Consider the following 16,632-nt stretch of genomic DNA (forward strand, 5'->3'; position numbering starts at 1 on the left):
AACTGTGTAAAACCCTGAGGCTTTTCAAGGGATGTGACTGCTTTCGCATTTATTTTAATACCATTGCCTGTGACCGGACGCAACAATCTGCCGAGAAATCAGGCATCTGTCTTCCTGCACAGGATGTGACACAAATCAAAGACTTGCCTGTGTTTTATGCTTTAAACTCGTGGCAAGGTTCATATCTCTTTTATGGTTCCCCGGGAACATCATCACATCTGCGTTGGTTTGCCGTGATGAAGCGGAAGGTTTGGAAATGACAACAGAAAACAAAGCACCAGATCAGAAAAATGCCTTTATGGATCTCGACCCTGCAGCTAGGGCCAGATATGTGATGCGCGCCGTTCACAAGGCTTCTCTGGGCACGACGATGACAGAGTGGCCCGACGGGCTTGAATCGCGAATGAAGGGATCAGCAGTACCCTATGTGTCGCTGGTTCTTGTGATGGTTGATCACGACGGAACGCCCTACATGCTGCTGTCTGATCTGGCCGAGCACACCCGGAATTTCCTTGTAGAGCCGAGGGTCAGCCTGCTGTTTGACAACACCGGACATCTTGCCGATCCCCTGACAGGTGCGCGGGTGACTCTGCTTGGAACAGTCAGCAGAGTGGATGATGCGGCTGAGTCCCGCCGGTTGCTTGACCGTTTTTTCCGGTATCACCATTCCGCGGCAGGCTATGCCGGCTTTGCTGATTTCAATCTCTACAGGGTTGATGTTTCTGCGGCGCATATTGTTGCCGGTTTTGGAGACATTCACTGGATCAGCGCAGAGGAGCTTGCTGTCGATACTTCTGATTCAGCTCGGTTGATGGCCAGTGAGGAGGATATCGTGGATCACATGAACACGGATCATCTCGAGGCAATTCGTCTGATTGCCACCCATATCCTGGGGCGAAAGGACGGAGACTGGCGCATGGCCGGTATCGACAGGGATGGCTGGGATTTGAACAACGGCAGGAAATATGCACGCTGCCTGTTTGAAAAAGCGGTGCTGACGCCGACAGATGCGCGCCTGCAGCTTGCAAGACAGACAACAACAGCCAGACAGCGACACGAAAGCGATCCATACGAAAACGACGGTATTCTTTGATCGGTTTTGGACGTTCTAAAGCTTGTACAGCTTGGGAAAGCTGTTAAGAGTGGGAACAGGAAACAGCTTTTGTTCGACTGTCTGGAGCTTTGTCATGTCTGATCCTCAGAATTCTTCTTCCTTCGCAATCGGTATTGCGGGCTGCGGTGGGCGCATGGGACGCATGCTGGTTTCTGCTGTTGTCGAGGCAGGCAAGGCGGGAGCGGCTGTCAGACTTGCCGGCGGATCCGAACGACAGGAAAGCGGACTGGTGGGCCGGGATCTTGGTGAAATGGCAGGCATTGGAGCCCTGGGCGTTCAGGCAAGCGATGATCTGGATGTTCTGTTTTCAACAAGCGATGTTGTGATTGATTTTACGGCCCCTGTCGCGACGACGGCACATGCGAAACTGGCTGCAAGGCATGGAACCGGACTGGTGATCGGAACAACCGGCATGACAGAGGCCGATCTGGCTGTGGTTCAGGATGCAGCCCGTCAGGCGCCGATTGTTTTTGCCAGAAACATGAGCCTTGGAGTCAACCTGCTGCTTTCCCTTGTACAGCAGGTGTCTGCTGCTCTGGATGAAGACTACGACATCGAGGTTCTGGAAATGCACCACCGTCACAAGGTTGATGCACCGTCCGGAACAGCCCTGGCACTGGGAGAAGCGGCTGCAACGGGACGGGGTGTCGATCTGGATGCTGTGGCTGACAAGGTGCGTGATGGCATCACGGGCGAGAGAAAACGCGGAGACATCGGTTTTGCGACATTGCGCGGTGGTGATGTTGTCGGGGATCACTCTGTGATCTTTGCTGCAGAAGGTGAACGCATCGAGATCGGGCACAGGGCCAGCAACCGCCAGGTTTTCAGCCGGGGTGCTGTCAAGGCTGCGTTCTGGTTGCAGGGCAGGGCACCGGGTTTTTATGACATGCAGGATGTGTTGGGATTGAAAAAATCCTGACTTTGAAGCCCCTGCGCAACAATAGTGAGTGACGGGCTTGTCAGAGACCTGCTAAAAGAAGGCAATCTCAAAGGCTCGGGAGTGAAAGGACAGGCAATGCGTCAGGCTTCTGTTGAACGCAATACATCAGAAACCCGGATCAGGGCGTCTATCAATCTGGATGGCACAGGAACGTGCAATGTCAACACCGGCATTGGTTTCCTGGATCACATGCTGGACCAGATCGCGCGCCATGGCCTGATGGATCTTGATATTGAAGCCAAAGGCGACCTGCATATCGACTTTCACCACACAACTGAAGATGTCGGGATTGCTCTGGGTCAGGCCTTCAAGCAGGCGCTGGGCGACAAGAAGGGCATCCGTCGCTATGCATCCTGCCTTCTGCCAATGGATGAAACGCTGGCACGTGTTGCCCTTGATTTGTCAAATCGTCCCTATCTGGTCTGGAATGTCGACTTCACCCAGGACAAGATTGGCGAGATTGATACAGAGCTGTTTCGCGAATGGTTCCAGGCCTTTGCCTTCAATGCGGGGATTACTCTCCACGTCGAGGTACTGCATGGCTTCAACAATCACCACATGATTGAAGCCTGTTTCAAGGGTCTGGCGCGCTCCTTGCGCGATGCGGTGGAAATTGATCCCCGCCGGGCCAATGAAGTGCCATCGACAAAGGGTGCCCTGTAATTCAGGGACCCTGTTTGAATTTCTGTAGCGTTAGAATGAAAAGAAGAGGACGTCTGAGATGACATCCCCGAACCAGAAAACCTTGGCAATTGTGGACTATGGTTCCGGCAACCTGCGCTCTGCTGCCAAGGCATTTGAACGTGCTGCGCGTGAAGCCGGTCTGGCCTTTGATATCGTCGTAACCGCTGATGCCGATCTGGTGGCCCGGGCTGACCGGATTGTGTTGCCGGGCGTTGGTGCCTTTGCTGATTGCAAGGCCGGCCTTGATTCCCTTGATGGAATGGTTGCGGCGCTGGAAGACGCTGTTCTGAAGCGCTCCGTGCCCTTTCTCGGAATCTGTGTTGGCATGCAGCTGATGGCTTCTGTTGGCCGTGAGCACGGGGATTGCAGGGGGCTGGACTGGATTGCCGGTGACATTGTTGCAATCGATCCTGCCGATCCTTCCCTGAAGGTTCCGCACATGGGCTGGAACACCCTGTCGCTTCAGGGCGATCACCCTGTTTTGAACGGGCTTGATAACGGGACACATGTTTACTTTGTCCACTCCTATCACTATCTGCCAAAGAGCAGGGATCATGTTCTGGCAGAGGTGGATTACGGAGGTGCGCTGACTGCGGTTGTCGGACGGGACAACATGATCGGAACCCAGTTCCACCCTGAAAAATCCCAGGATGCAGGGCTGAAGCTTTTTGCCAATTTCCTGCAATGGTCTGCCTGAGGGAAGGCTTTTTAGTGAAATTGAAAGGAATTTCACTTTAAGGTTGTGGTTTTCTGCTTGAGTGTTTGAAAAGAAACGATCACAAAGTGGTCATACAGACACTCGCTCTACAGGTTTATCACACTGTCGAACCGACAGGCTGACCGAAAGAAATTCCAGCCGGACTCTGCGACTGGATCACGTCTGTTGTGTTACTCGCGATAAAACAGATGGACTGCGAACAAAAAAATGATGAGAACAATGAACGCTATGCCTGATTTCCAAGCCACAGCATCTGTCGAGCTCCTGAAGGAATTCAAGGGGCCTGATCTTCACGATCTCTGTGATGCCACAGAGGCCGCGATTGAAGAGGGCGGCGGGTTTGGCTGGCTTCGTGTTCCGGAGCGTGACGTTCTGGAAAAGCACTGGAAGGGCGTTGTTCTCATTCCGCAGCGGACCCTCTTTGTCGCCCGTCTTGATGGTGTGATCTGCGGATCTGCCCAGCTTTACAGACAGCCCTCGAACAATGAGGCGCAAGCCCATGCAGGTCATCTCTCCTCCTTCTTCATTGCGCCCTGGGCACGCGGACACGGACTGGCTGCACAGATGGTTCGCGCTGTAGAGGCCGAGGCGAGAGACTGTGGTCTGGAAGTCCTCAATCTGGACGTGCGGGAAACGCAGAAAGCGGCGATCAATGTCTATGAACGTTGCGGGTTTGTTCGCTGGGGGACACAGCACACCTATGCTTGCGTTGATGGCGAATGGGTGGCAGGACATCACTACAGCAAGATTCTGATCCCGCATTGAGGTTGACCTTCCCAACGCTTTAAGGCATGGCTGATCGGGTGAAGAGAGAAACTCCAAGGTAAGGTATCCCGATCATGATCGTTTTCCCGGCAATTGACCTGAAAGACGGACAGGCTGTCCGTTTGCGCAAGGGTGAAATGGACTCTGCGACTGTTTTCAATGACAGTCCGGCTGCCCAGGCGCGTTCCTTTGAAGAGCAGGGATTTCGCTGGCTTCATATTGTTGATCTGAACGGTGCCTTCGAAGGCAAGCCGGTTAACAGGTCTGCTGTGGAAGGAATACTGTCCTCGATCTCCATGCCCACCCAGCTGGGTGGAGGTATCCGCGATATTGCAACGATTGAACAGTGGCTGGAAGCCGGTATCACGCGTGTGATCCTTGGTACCATTGCCGTCAAAAACCCTGATCTCGTCAGGGAAGCCTGCAGGCTTTTCCCCGGCAAAATCGTTGTGGGTATTGATGCAAGGGGTGGAATGGTCGCGACAGAGGGCTGGGCGGAAAGCAGTGATGTGTCCGCCGTTGATCTGGCGCGCAAGTTCGAGGATGCGGGTGTGGCTTCGATTGTTTACACGGACATTGACCGTGACGGCATGCTGCAGGGTTGTAATGTGGACTCCACCGCGGATCTGGCCCGCGCCATCTCCATCCCGGTCGTTGCCTCCGGTGGTGTGGCCTCGATTGAGGACATCAAGGCGCTGAAAGCTGTTGAAGCTGCAGGAATTGAAGGTGTGATCTGTGGGCGTTCCCTCTATGACGGGCGCATTGATCCTGCAGAAGCTGTTGCTGTTGCAGACGGCAGGCTTTAAGGTCGCGTTTCATTGAATTTCTTCTGGTGCGCTAACGGGTATTGAGGACGAAAATGCTGAAGGCTCGAATTATCCCCTGTCTGGATGTCAAGGATGGCCGTGTTGTCAAAGGCGTGAACTTTGTCGGTTTGCGCGATGCGGGTGATCCTGTGGAACAGGCCCGCCTCTATGACAGGGCCGGTGCGGATGAACTCTGCTTTCTGGACATCACAGCGAGCCATGAAGACCGCGGGATCATGCTGGATGTCGTGCGCAAGACGGCCGAGGAATGCTTTATGCCGCTGACTGTGGGCGGCGGAGTGCGTACGCTCGAGGATATTCGCAAGCTGCTGCTCGCCGGTGCGGACAAGGTTTCCATCAACACAACGGCTGTGACCAATCCGGACTTCGTGACGGAAGCCAGCAAGAAGTTTGGCAGCCAGTGCATTGTCGTTGCGATTGATGCCAAGGAAGTCGAGCCCGGCAGGTTCGAGATTTTTACCCATGGTGGCCGGAACGCGACAGGACTGGATGCCGTTGAATGGGCCCGGAAAATGGAAGCCAACGGTGCTGGTGAGATCCTCCTGACCTCCATGGATCGTGACGGCACCAAACAGGGTTACAATATCAATCTGACCCGTGCGATTGCCGATGCTGTGCGCATTCCGGTGATTGCTTCCGGTGGTGTTGGCAATCTCGATCACCTGACAGAAGGTGTGCGCGATGGCCATGCGACGGCTGTTCTTGCCGCTTCAATCTTCCACTTCGGGACCCACACCATTGCTGAAGCCAAGGAACACATGATTGCCTCCGGTATTCCGATGCGGTTGACAGAAGGGGCCTGAGCCATGTCTGATGCGCGCATTCTGGATGAACTCTTTGCCACAGTGGAAAGCAGGAAGGGTGCTGATCCTTCTGAATCCTGGACAGCGAAGCTCTTTGCCAAAGGGACTGGCAAAATTGCTCAGAAGGTTGGTGAGGAAGCGGTTGAAACGGTGATTGAGGCCATGAAAGGGGATCGCGAGGCCCTGACGGCTGAATCAGCGGACCTCCTGTTTCATCTGCTTGTGCTCTGGGCAGATCAGGATATTCGTCCCGATGATGTCTGGGCGGCGCTGGAAAAACGCCGGGGCACATCGGGTATCTCTGAAAAGGCATCGCGGACAGACAGCTGATCTGTGTGAAGGGAGAAAGCTTGATGCTTCTTGAAACCTGGCTTGTATTTGTTGCCTTTACGGCTGTAATCTCCATGACACCGGGCCCGAACATGCTGCTGGCTCTTTCCGTTGGTATTGAGCGCGGCGCTGTTTCTGCCGTCTGGACCACAGTTGGCGGCGTGGTGTCCATGCTGTTGCTTCTGTTTCTGTCCCTTGCCGGTCTGAGCGCAATTCTTGCGGCCTCTGCAACGCTTTTTGAAGTGATCAAGTGGGCCGGTGTGGCCTATCTCTGCTATCTGGGCATTCAGGCCTGGCGTGCGCCGGCGGTGGCCCGTAATGCTGATTCAGAAGACAACAAGCCGCGCAAGTCGGCCAGGGGACTTTTTGTGCAGGCTTTTCTGGTTGGCATTTCAAATCCGAAAGCCATTGTTTTCTTTGGAGCTTTCGTGCCGCAGTTTCTGGATCCAGCTCTGCCCAGAACACCACAGATTCTCACCATTGCGATCAGCTTTGCCGTGATCGAGTTCACCAGCATGATGACCTATGCGGTTCTTGGTGACCGGCTTGTGCCCCTGTTTCAGAAAGCGGGGAACATCCGGCTGCTCAACAGGATTACCGGGGGCGTTCTTGTTGGCGCTGGTGCCTTGCTGGCTTCAACGCAGCGATAGAGACAGCTTTTCTTCCTGTTGCTATTCCAGAATGGACATCAGCTTTTTCAGGACAGCTGTTCTTTTCTGATGGCTTGTGATCTTTTCACCCAGTGCGGTTTCCACATAGAAAACATCCACAGCCCGAAGGCCGTAGGTTGAAATCCGGGCCGAGTGAATCAGAAGTCCCATCTTCGTCAGAGCCTTGGTGAGATCGAACAGCAGACCGGTTCTGTCCTTTCCGTTGACTTCAATGACGGTGTAATGCTGGCTGGCATTGTTGTCGATGATGACACGCGGGGTCACCTGAATGGCCTTGTGGATACGGCTTGGCAGGTGGTGGGCCATGTCGGCAAGCTGCCGGGTCTGCTTGAGTTCTCCGGTCAGACTTCTTTCAATGTTCTCTTCCAGCTTTTGCAGTCGTTCGGGATCGTCAATCAGATCCTTGGTCATGCTGTCGACAACGTAGAAGGTATCCAGAGCCATTCCGTTGCGCAGCGTGTAGATCGTTGCACCTTCGATAGAACAGCCATAGAGGGCAAGGGTTCCGGCCAGGCGGCTGAAAAGCCCGGGGTGGTCACCGGCATAGAGGGTCACCTCCGTGATCTGGCGATAGCGATCAACATAGGTTCTCAGCGCAAAGAGAGTCTGCTTGTCCTCAACCTCTTTCATCATGCGGGCATGGCGGACCTGGGCAGAGGTGTCTGTTGAAAGCCAGTAGCTGTCTGTTCCGCGTTTGATGTGCGTTTTGATCGCCTTTTGGGTCCAGTTCTGTTCTTCCAGCCTTTCCTGAAGCTGGTGGATGGTTGCCTGGATGCGATGCTGACGGCCTTCTTCGGCGTGTTCGCCGGACAGAAGACTCTCGGTACGCCAGTAAAGATCCCGCAGAAGTGCAGCTTTCCAGCCGTTCCAGACAGTGGGACCAACCCCGCGGATATCGGCTACAGTCAGAACAAGCAGCAGGCGCAACCGTTCCGGAGACTGGACGATTTCTGCAAAGTCCTGAATGGTCTGGGGATCGTCAATATCGCGGGAAAAAGCGGTTTCGCTCATGGTCAGGTGATAGCGGACCAGCCAGCTGACGGTCTCGGTTTCTTCGGGACTCAGGCCCAGTTTCGGGCAGAGCCTCAGGGCAACTTTGGCTCCTTCGACAGAGTGGTCCCCCGGTCGTCCCTTGGCAATGTCGTGGAGGAGCATCGCAACATAGAGCGCCCGGCGGGACTGGACCTTGTGAATGACTTCTGTTGCGATCGGAGCCGCTTCACTGAGATCGCCCCGTTCGATCTGCGTCAGCACGTCAATGGTGAAAATCGTATGCTCGTCAACAGTATAGGAGTGATACATGTTGAACTGCATCAGGGCCACGACCTTGCCAAAGTCGGGAATAAACTGCCCCAGAACACCGGCCTCGTTCATGCGGCGCAGTGTCAGGGCCGGTTCATTCGGATCGGTCAGGATAGCCAGGAAGAGTTTCTGGGCATCCTCGTTCTCGCGGAATGTCTTGTTGAGGAGCTTGAGGGACTGGGTGATGTAACGCAGGGCATCCGGATGGATGTCCAGCTTGTTTTTCTGGGCAACGTGGAAGATCTTGAGGATATCCAGCGGGTTTTCCTTCAGATCATGCCTGGCGCGGAAACTGACCCGGTCACCCTCCAGCGCGAAGCCCTCGACTGTCCGTTTCTTGCTGAGGAAAGTCAGCGGCAGGCGGAAACGGGAACGGCGGTTGTGATCAGCCTCCAGTGCGGCACAGAAGATACGGGTCAGGTTCCCGACATCCTTTGCCACGATGAAGTAGTGTTTCATAAACCGCTCGACGCCCCGTGTTCCGGCGTGATCGGTGTAGTGCATCTGAACGGCCAGTTCGCGCTGGACATCAAAGCTGAGGCGTTCGTCCGGGCGGTTGGTCAGATAGTGCAGGGCACAGCGCAGGGACCAGAGGAAATCCTGGGCCTTCTCGAACTTGCGGACTTCCTTTTTTGTAAAGACGCCGGCACTGACCAGTTCGCGGATGTCGTTGACCTTGTAAAGGAACTTGGCAATCCAGAAGAGAGTCTGGAGATCGCGCAGACCGCCCTTGCCATCCTTGATGTTCGGTTCAAGCGTGTAGCGCGAAACCCCCTGTTTGCTGTGGCGGGTTCTGCGCTCTGCCAGTTTCTGTTCGATGAACTCGTTTTCCATGCGGGACTGGATGTTGCGCTCGTAATAGACGTGCAGGGCACGGTAGAGACGTTCATCCCCGATCAGGTAGCGTCCTTCCAGCAGCGATGTGGAAATGGTAATATCGCCCTGCGCTGCCTTGATACATTCGTTGACGGTTCGTACGGACTGTCCGACCTTGATGTTCAGGTCCCACAGGAAATAGAGAATGCTTTCAACGATCTGTTCTGTTCGGGCCGTTTTCTTGTAGGGCATCAAAAAGAGCAGATCGACGTCGGAGTGAGGGGCCAGTTCACCGCGGCCATAACCACCAACGGCGACCAGACTGAGGTGTTCTCCCTTGGTCAGGCTGGCCGGATAGAGAAATTCGTTGACGTGGCGATAGAGCAGCAGAACGATCTGGTCCATCAGATAGCAGTGTGCCTTGACCACAACAGTGCCCGAGGTCTTCTGCTCAAAGCGCTGTTTGACCTCTTCCCGTCCGGCTTTGAGGGTCTCCTTGAGGATTTTCAGGATTTCGCCGCGACGCTGGCTGTCCTTCAGATCCCTGTTGTCCTGCACCATTTCAATCTGTGCCTGAACAGCAATGCTGTCGATGATCCGTTCCCGGTTGGGGACATCCTGTTCATAAGGGTGAGAAACGGCTTCCTTGAGCATTGTGGTCTGACCTGGAGTAGGGGGTGGAGGGGGAGGTATTTTACAGAATACTAGGTGGTGCCCAGTTGCTTCAGTTCATAGAGAAGATCCAGGGCTTCGCGCGGGCTGAGACTGTCCGGATTGATCTCTGCAATCCTGCTGTCGAGGGCAGAGGGGCCGCTGAAGACAGGCTGGGCAGGTTCCTGCCGGAGTGTGGAAAAGAGCGGAAGATCATCGGCCATGCGTGTGAGATCCCCGCTCTGCCCATCCTTTTCCAGCGCTTCAAGGACCTGTTCTGCACGTGCGATGGCAACGGTTGGCAGACCGGCCAGACGTGCAACGTGAATACCGTAGGAGCGATCTGCTGCACCCTGACCGACCTCATGCAGGAAGATGACCTCGTTTTCCCACTCCTTGACCTGCATGGAATGGCAGGAGAGTGAGGCAAGGCTGCTTGTGAGGCTGGTCAGCTCGTGGTAGTGCGTGGCAAAGAGTGCGCGTGATTTGTTGGTTTCATGGAGGTGCTCCACACAGGCCCAGGCGATGGACAGGCCGTCATAGGTTGCTGTACCGCGACCGATTTCATCCAGAATCACCAAAGAACGTTCTGTGGCCTGATTCAGGATGACAGCAGTTTCAACCATCTCGACCATGAAGGTGGAGCGACCGCGCGCAAGATCATCTGCAGCACCAACCCGGGAGAACAGGCGATCAATCGTGCCAATGCGTGCAGAGCGGGCCGGGACGAAAGACCCCATCTGTGCGAGCACGGCAATCAGGGCATTCTGCCGGAGGAAGGTGGATTTACCGGCCATGTTCGGGCCGGTGATCAGCCAGAGACGCTGGGCCTTGCCCAGATCGCAGTTGTTGGCAACAAAGGGACCTTCGCCGGCCTTGTTCAGTGCTGCCTCTACGACCGGGTGACGACCGCCTTCAACTGTAAAGTCGAGCGAGCTGTCGATGACAGGTCGGGTCCAGCGCTGTTCCATGGCAATCTGGGACAGGGCAGTGAAGACATCCAGCGCAGCAAGATTGCGTGCGGCCTCGGCGATGGTGTCGCCCTGCCCAAGGGTGCGGCTGACCAGATCGCTGAACAGCTCCTGCTCGATTGCCAGTGCCTTTTGTGCTGCACCCGAGATTTTCTGTTCCAGTTCGGAAAGCTCCACGGTGGTAAAGCGCATGGCGGAGGCAAGGGTTTGTCTGTGGATGAAGGCACTGTCAGGGGAGGTGTCGATCTTCCCTGCGTTGGCTGTGCTGACCTCGATAAAGTAGCCAAGCACATTGTTGTGTTTGATCTTCAGGCTGTTGACGCCTGTTTCCTCGACGTATCGGCTTTGCAGGGCCGCAATCAGGCGTCGGCTTTCATCGCGCAGTGTCTTGAATTCATCCAGCTGGGGCTCATAGCCCTGTGCGATGAACCCCCCGTCACGTGCAAGCAGGGGGAGGTCCTCTGCCAGAGCGCGTTGCAGGCGATCAACCAGTTCTTCATGTTCGCCAAGGCTCTGTTCCAGCAGGGAGAGCAGCTCGGGAACAAATTCCGAGCCACGCGCAGAAAGCATGCGGCGCAGGGTTTCTGCAGCCTGAAGGCCTGAACGAATGGCGGCAAGATCACGGGGACCACCCCGTCCCAGTGAAAGGCGGGACAGGGCGCGCTCCATATCCGGGCTCTGGCGCAGAGTGTCGCGCAGATCGGTTCGGAGCAGTTCCTCTTCCAGAAGCCAGCCGACAGCATGATGGCGTGAAACAATGGCGTCCGGGTCCGTCAGTGGCGCGGACAGCCACTCGCCAAGCATGCGGGCACCCGGACCTGTGACGGTCCGGTCGATGGTGCCCAGAAGACTGTCCTTGCGACCGCCTGTAAGAGCCTGTGTCAGCTCGAGATTGCGGCGCGTGGCAGCGTCAATCTCCATAACGGCCCCCTCGCGTAGCTGGCGAAGCGGTGAAAGGCGCGGAAACTTGCCTTTCTGGGTCAGTTCAACATAGTTCAGAAGCGCACCGGCAGCAGAAAGTTCGGCGCGGCTGAACGCACCAAAGGCATCCAGAGCCTTGACATCAAAGACATCCTGCAGGCGTTGACGGGCGTTTTCACTGTCGAAGCGTGCCGAGGGCATCGGAGTCAGGCGATCCTGCCATTCTGTAGAAACAGTTCTGAAATTTTCGCGTCCGAGCAGGCGATCCGGAATCAGAAGCTCGCCCGGTGACAGGCGTGCCAGCGCTGCAAGCAGGGGGCCGCTGATGTCCTCGCCGGGAACGGTGACGGGCTGTGCGTGGAAAACGCCTGTGGACATGTCCAGCCAGGACAGGCCGTATTCGCCGGCCGCGTCTGTCAGCGCGGCAAGATAGTTGTTGCTGCGGGCATCCAGCAGGTTGTCTTCCGTGATGGTTCCGGGGGTGACCAGCCGGACAACATCCCGCTTTACAACGGCCTTGTAACCGCGTTTTTTTGCTTCTGCCGGATCTTCCATCTGTTCACAGATGGCAACCTTGAAGCCTTTCTTGATGAGGCGGGACAGATAGGTTTCTGCAGCGTGGACGGGGACACCACACATGGGAATGTCATCACCGTTGTGATGACCTCGTTTCGTTAGCGTAATGTCCAGGGCTTCTGCGGCAACCAGTGCGTCATCCATAAAGAGTTCGTAAAAATCACCCATCCTGTAGAAGAGCAGGGCGTCGGTGGTTCGCTCCTTGATTTCCAGATACTGGGCCATCATGGGAGTGACCTTTGACTCAGCCTTGGCCTGTGGTGTGTCTGAATCATCCGCCTGCCTTTTGGAAGGTCGGCCTCTTCTTGGCTTAACACTTTGTTCCTGAACGTCTTCTTCAGCAAGTGTCTCTGGTGTCGGGTAGTCTGAATCTGTCACGGATGGATGAGCCTGTTAAACGAAACAATAAACAAATGGAACGCGAGGAAACTGGACCTTAACACAAGGCAGAAGAGCAGGAAAAGTGAACAAAGTTGTCGCCATCAGAACAAAATTCTTAATGAGATGTTTACTCCTGTCGGAACTCTGTGCAGAGTAACTTCCCCCTATTCAAAAAAAAGAGTCCCCTCTCAAAGACGTCTCTGACAGTGGAGTTTCTAACAAGATGAGTCAAAGCAAGTCCTCTATCGATCAGGAAGCCCTTGAACTGCACGCTTCCGGTCGTCCCGGCAAGCTGGAAATCCGTGCGACCAAACCCCTGACAACCCAGCGTGATCTGGCGCTTGCTTACTCTCCGGGTGTTGCTGCCCCCTGTCTTGAAATCGCCCAGGATCCGGACAAGGCCTATGATTACACGGCCCGTGGAAATGTCGTGGCCGTGATCTCGAACGGTACAGCTGTTCTGGGGCTTGGAAATCTGGGTGCGCTGGGTTCCAAACCCGTGATGGAGGGAAAGGCTGTTCTGTTCAAGCGCTTTGCAGATGTCGATGGCATTGATCTGGAAGTCGATACAGAAAATGTCGAGGAATTTATCAACTGTGTGCGCTATCTGGGCAAGTCCTTTGGCGGCATCAATCTTGAGGACATCAAGGCACCGGACTGCTTTGTCATCGAGCAGCGTTTGCAGGAGCTCCTTGATATTCCCGTTTTTCACGATGACCAGCACGGCACGGCGATCATTGCAGCAGCGGGATTGCTCAACGCCCTGGAACTGACGGGCAAGGATATCAAAACCATTAAAATGGTGGTCAACGGGGCCGGTTCTGCAGGGATTGCCTGTACGGAGCTGATCAAGGCGATGGGGGTTCCGCACAACAATGTTCTGCTGTGTGACACCCGCGGTGTGATTTACCAGGGGCGTGAAGACGGGATGAACCAGTGGAAATCGGCTCACGCAGCAAAGACTGATGCCCGGACTCTGGAGGAAGCTCTTGAAGGAGCGGATGTGTTCTTCGGGGTGTCTGTCAAGGGAGCCCTGACGCCGGACATGGTCGCGTCCATGGGGCCTGATCCCATTATCTTTGCCATGGCGAACCCGGATCCGGAGATTACACCGGAAGAGGCCCAGGCTGTTCGGGATGATGTCATTGTGGCAACCGGGCGCTCGGATTATCCGAACCAGGTGAACAATGTCCTCGGTTTCCCCTACATTTTCCGGGGGGCTCTGGATGTTCGTGCGACCTCGATCAATATGGAGATGAAGGTCGCAGCGGCAAAGGCCATTGCCGAACTGGCGCGCGAGGATGTTCCCGACGAGGTTGGCAAGGCCTACTCCGGCCGTCAGCTCAAGTATGGACGGGATTATATCATTCCGGCTCCCTTTGATCCCCGTCTGGTTGCTGTTGTTCCGCGTGCGGTTGCGCAGGCTGCGATGGACACAGGGGTTGCACGACGCAAGATCGAGGATCTTGATGCCTATGAGCAGGAACTGTCCGCGCGTCTGGACCCGACAGCCACGACGCTCTCAAGGATTGCCCAGAAGGTGCGCCACAATCCCAGGCGTGTTGTCTTTGCCGAGGGAGAGGAGGAAACGGCAATCCGTGCAGCCGTTGCGTTCTTCAATGCCGGTTACGGGACCCCGCTTCTGGTGGGCAACGAGGAGATTATTCGCCGCAAGATGACGGATATGGGAATCTCCGGCGAGTTCATCGAGATTCACAACGCTGCCAAGTCTGATGAAAGACAGCGCTATATCGACTTTATCTATGACCGCCTGCAGCGTGAAGGGAAGCTTTATCGCGATTGCCAGCGGATGGTGAACCACAACCGGAATGTCTATGCCTCCCTGCTGGTGCACAACGGGATCGCGGATGCCATGGTGACAGGGCTGACACGGTCTTACTCTGCCACCCTGAACGACATCCGCCGGGTCTTTGACTGTGACGAGGGGCACCGTGTCATGGGGATGTCCATGATGATGATCGGCGGGCGCAGTGTCTTTATGGCAGATACCTCTGTTTCCGAGGTTCCGACAGCAGGAGAACTGGCACAGATTGCCGAGGAAGCGGCCCGCAAGGTTGCCTCCATGGGATATCAGCCGCGAGTGGCTTTCCTCAGCTTCTCGAACTTCGGCAATCCGCTTCGGGATGTAACCAAGCGTATCCGTGATGCCGTGGCCCTGCTGGATGAACGCGACTGTGACTTTGAGTACGAAGGTGAAATGCAGGCCAATGTTGCCCTGGATTTTGACCTGCAGCAGCAACTCTATTCCTTCAGCCGTCTGACTGGTCCTGCCAACATTCTGGTTATGCCCGCGCTGCAGTCGGCCAATATCTCTGCCAAGCTGCTCAGGGTTGGCGGTGACAAGCCTGTCGTGGGGCCGATGCTGGTTGGTCTTGAAAAGCCGGCGCAGATTGTCCAGATGGGTGCCGGTGTCAACGATCTGGTCACGATGGCCCTGATCGGTGCGCATGATGCGATAACGGAATAAAGGGGGATCGTGCCGGTTTGTCCCGGCGGGCTGTCAAAGACGGCCCGTTAAGGAAAAAGAGAGGAAATGATGGTAAAAAAACCATGATTTCTGCCTGATTGAGCAGGGGTGACGCAAAACTGTCATGGTATTTTTGTAGATTACTGCTGATTATCAGATTGGGTTCCATACAGACTATGCACGATTCCTCCGCCAGCCCGAAGGCAACGAATCATTTGAATATTGTTCCATCCCCCCCCGTGTCCTTTCAAAGAGTTCTGGCGACAACACTGGTTCTGAGCTCACCGGCAATTGTTGTCCTGTTCCTGATGGTTCTGTCGGGAATGCTGCCCTGGCTGGCAGGTCTGGGTGCCGGGTTGCTGATTTTTTCCGGACTGTCCTACATCCTTTACAGTCACTTCCAGCATATTGAGGACCTCAAGCTTTTCATTACGGCACTGAGGCATGTGAAGGGGCATGATCGCCTCCCGCTTCCACCGGCTGGCGCAGGCAGTATCCTGTTCCCGGAGATTAATCCCTCGCTTTTGCGCATGGCCCAGGAACGCCAGCAATACAGGCGTGAGCTGGAACTTGCCATCGAGGGCAACGAGGCAATCCTCAAATCCCTGCCCGATCCGCTTTTGATGCTGGGCTCAAAGCGCAGGATTGTGCGGGCAAACCCTGCTGCGGAAGAGCTTTTCGGATCGCAGATCTACGGGCGCGAGCTTTCGGGCATTCTGCGCAACCCGGATCTGCTTGAGGCCGTCAATGAAATGGATGCCCAACCGGGTGCCAACCCGAGGATGGTCCGCTTTACCATCTATGGAAATGTTGAGTACTCCTTTGAAGCTCGCGTCGTTCGTCTGTCTGAAACGACGTGGGACGGTATTCGCATTCTGATCAGTCTGACAGATCAGACAGCCAGCAAGCGTGTTGAACAGATGCGGGGCGACTTCATTGCCAATGCCAGCCACGAATTGAAAACACCGCTCGCCAGCCTGACCGGCTTCATCGAAACGCTCAAGGGACCTGCAAGGGATGATGAGGACGCGCGTGAGCGTTTTCTGGATATCATGCAGGATCAGGCCGAGCGGATGTCCCATCTGGTTGGTGATCTTCTGTCCCTGTCACAGATCGAGTTGCTCGAACACACCAAGCCAACCAGTGCAACACTTCTGGACGGTGTGGTTCAGAACATTTCAGACGGGCTGCACACCCAGCTTGAAGCGAAGAACATGGCGATTTCAATCCAGCTTGATTCCATGGTTCCCGTCGAGGGGGAGGCAGAGGAACTGCGTCAGGTTTTCCAGAACCTGATGGAAAACGCTGTCAAGTATGGCCGTGAAGGAACCACTGTGACCGTCAAGAGCAAGCTCTATGGCGAAGGCAGCCACGGGATGCGCCGTCTTGGTCGTCCGTCGCTGGCAATCTCTGTGACGGATCAGGGCGATGGTATCCCGCGTGAACACATCCCGCGTCTGACGGAACGCTTCTATCGTGTTGATCCGGCCCGTTCGCGTGAGCTGGGGGGAACCGGTCTCGGCCTTGCGATTGTAAAACACATCCTCAATCGCCACCGCGGTGTGATGACGATCGACAGTGAGGTCGGCCGCGGATCAACCTTCACGGTTTACCTGCCCCAGGCCAACATGGTGAAAGGCGCACAGTCAGAGCTGTTCTAGTTCCGAACTGTTC

Annotated in this window: 13 protein-coding genes; 11 read left to right on the forward strand and 2 right to left on the reverse strand. The window is 55.4% G+C overall.

Annotated elements, in window-relative coordinates; all coding sequences use genetic code 11:
• The first annotated feature begins 256 nt into the window (after window positions 1–256).
• From AAAH10_RS13285 to AAAH10_RS13325, 9 genes are all read left to right on the forward strand, one after another.
• Window positions 257–1,093 (forward strand): HugZ family pyridoxamine 5'-phosphate oxidase, encoded by an 837-nt coding sequence (locus tag AAAH10_RS13285; protein ID WP_343564353.1) that lies wholly within the window; start codon window positions 257–259, stop codon window positions 1,091–1,093.
• A gap of 94 nt (window positions 1,094–1,187) precedes the next feature.
• Complete coding sequence (dapB, locus tag AAAH10_RS13290; protein ID WP_343564356.1) at window positions 1,188–2,033, forward strand: 4-hydroxy-tetrahydrodipicolinate reductase; 846 nt, start codon at window positions 1,188–1,190, stop codon at window positions 2,031–2,033.
• 96 nt (window positions 2,034–2,129) lie between these two features.
• Window positions 2,130–2,717 carry an imidazoleglycerol-phosphate dehydratase HisB gene (gene hisB / locus AAAH10_RS13295; protein WP_343564359.1) on the forward strand — a complete coding sequence of 196 codons (588 nt, stop codon included), beginning with the start codon at window positions 2,130–2,132 and terminating at the stop codon, window positions 2,715–2,717.
• 58 nt (window positions 2,718–2,775) lie between these two features.
• The gene (hisH, locus tag AAAH10_RS13300) at window positions 2,776–3,435 is read left to right on the forward strand and encodes an imidazole glycerol phosphate synthase subunit HisH (RefSeq protein ID WP_343564362.1); all 660 of its coding nucleotides are present in this window, start codon (window positions 2,776–2,778) and stop codon (window positions 3,433–3,435) included.
• A gap of 249 nt (window positions 3,436–3,684) precedes the next feature.
• The gene (locus tag AAAH10_RS13305) at window positions 3,685–4,221 is read left to right on the forward strand and encodes a GNAT family N-acetyltransferase (RefSeq protein WP_343564364.1); all 537 of its coding nucleotides are present in this window, start codon (window positions 3,685–3,687) and stop codon (window positions 4,219–4,221) included.
• Window positions 4,222–4,295: 74 nt separating this feature from the next.
• Entirely contained in the window at window positions 4,296–5,027 is a 732-nt protein-coding gene (gene hisA, locus AAAH10_RS13310) for a 1-(5-phosphoribosyl)-5-[(5-phosphoribosylamino)methylideneamino]imidazole-4-carboxamide isomerase (protein ID WP_343564367.1), read from the forward strand.
• A 53-nt stretch (window positions 5,028–5,080) separates the two neighbouring features.
• Entirely contained in the window at window positions 5,081–5,851 is a 771-nt protein-coding gene (gene hisF, locus AAAH10_RS13315) for an imidazole glycerol phosphate synthase subunit HisF (RefSeq protein ID WP_343564370.1), read from the forward strand.
• Between the two features lie 3 nt (window positions 5,852–5,854).
• A complete protein-coding gene (locus AAAH10_RS13320) occupies window positions 5,855–6,181 on the forward strand; it encodes a phosphoribosyl-ATP diphosphatase (protein WP_343564372.1) in 327 nt (108 codons plus the stop codon).
• A gap of 23 nt (window positions 6,182–6,204) precedes the next feature.
• On the forward strand, window positions 6,205–6,831 hold the full coding sequence (locus AAAH10_RS13325) for a LysE family translocator (RefSeq protein ID WP_343564374.1): 627 nt from the start codon (window positions 6,205–6,207) through the stop codon (window positions 6,829–6,831).
• Window positions 6,832–6,852: 21 nt separating this feature from the next.
• Here the strand turns inward: AAAH10_RS13325 and AAAH10_RS13330 are convergent, their stop codons facing one another.
• Both AAAH10_RS13330 and mutS read right to left on the reverse strand, forming a co-directional pair.
• A complete protein-coding gene (locus AAAH10_RS13330; RefSeq protein WP_343564376.1) occupies window positions 6,853–9,624 on the reverse strand; it encodes a [protein-PII] uridylyltransferase in 2,772 nt (923 codons plus the stop codon).
• A 50-nt stretch (window positions 9,625–9,674) separates the two neighbouring features.
• Complete coding sequence (gene mutS, locus AAAH10_RS13335; protein ID WP_343564624.1) at window positions 9,675–12,317, reverse strand: DNA mismatch repair protein MutS; 2,643 nt, start codon at window positions 12,315–12,317, stop codon at window positions 9,675–9,677.
• 376 nt (window positions 12,318–12,693) lie between these two features.
• Between mutS and AAAH10_RS13340 the strand changes: the two genes are divergently transcribed.
• Entirely contained in the window at window positions 12,694–14,958 is a 2,265-nt protein-coding gene (locus tag AAAH10_RS13340; protein ID WP_343564378.1) for an NADP-dependent malic enzyme, read from the forward strand.
• 176 nt (window positions 14,959–15,134) lie between these two features.
• Window positions 15,135–16,619 (forward strand): ATP-binding protein, encoded by a 1,485-nt coding sequence (locus AAAH10_RS13345; protein ID WP_343564381.1) that lies wholly within the window; start codon window positions 15,135–15,137, stop codon window positions 16,617–16,619.
• Window positions 16,620–16,632: the final 13 nt, after the last annotated feature.

Origin of the sequence: Carbonatibacter coralli (assembly GCF_039592655.1) — a bacterium.
In the GTDB taxonomy this organism is placed as follows: Bacteria; Pseudomonadota; Alphaproteobacteria; order Kiloniellales; family Kiloniellaceae; genus Carbonatibacter; species Carbonatibacter coralli.

Excerpts from the sequence above, each read along its gene's own strand:
- AAAH10_RS13285 (WP_343564353.1), top strand. The coding sequence starts at position 257 with ATGACAACAGAAAACAAAGCACCAGATCAGAAAAATGCCTTTATGGAT.
- dapB (WP_343564356.1), top strand. The coding sequence starts at position 1,188 with ATGTCTGATCCTCAGAATTCTTCTTCCTTCGCAATCGGTATTGCGGGC.
- hisB (WP_343564359.1), top strand. The coding sequence starts at position 2,130 with ATGCGTCAGGCTTCTGTTGAACGCAATACATCAGAAACCCGGATCAGG.
- hisH (WP_343564362.1), top strand. The coding sequence starts at position 2,776 with ATGACATCCCCGAACCAGAAAACCTTGGCAATTGTGGACTATGGTTCC.
- AAAH10_RS13305 (WP_343564364.1), top strand. The coding sequence starts at position 3,685 with ATGCCTGATTTCCAAGCCACAGCATCTGTCGAGCTCCTGAAGGAATTC.
- hisA (WP_343564367.1), top strand. The coding sequence starts at position 4,296 with ATGATCGTTTTCCCGGCAATTGACCTGAAAGACGGACAGGCTGTCCGT.
- hisF (WP_343564370.1), top strand. The coding sequence starts at position 5,081 with ATGCTGAAGGCTCGAATTATCCCCTGTCTGGATGTCAAGGATGGCCGT.
- AAAH10_RS13320 (WP_343564372.1), top strand. The coding sequence starts at position 5,855 with ATGTCTGATGCGCGCATTCTGGATGAACTCTTTGCCACAGTGGAAAGC.
- AAAH10_RS13325 (WP_343564374.1), top strand. The coding sequence starts at position 6,205 with ATGCTTCTTGAAACCTGGCTTGTATTTGTTGCCTTTACGGCTGTAATC.
- AAAH10_RS13330 (WP_343564376.1), bottom strand. The coding sequence starts at position 9,624 with ATGCTCAAGGAAGCCGTTTCTCACCCTTATGAACAGGATGTCCCCAAC.
- mutS (WP_343564624.1), bottom strand. The coding sequence starts at position 12,317 with ATGATGGCCCAGTATCTGGAAATCAAGGAGCGAACCACCGACGCCCTG.
- AAAH10_RS13340 (WP_343564378.1), top strand. The coding sequence starts at position 12,694 with ATGAGTCAAAGCAAGTCCTCTATCGATCAGGAAGCCCTTGAACTGCAC.
- AAAH10_RS13345 (WP_343564381.1), top strand. The coding sequence starts at position 15,135 with ATGCACGATTCCTCCGCCAGCCCGAAGGCAACGAATCATTTGAATATT.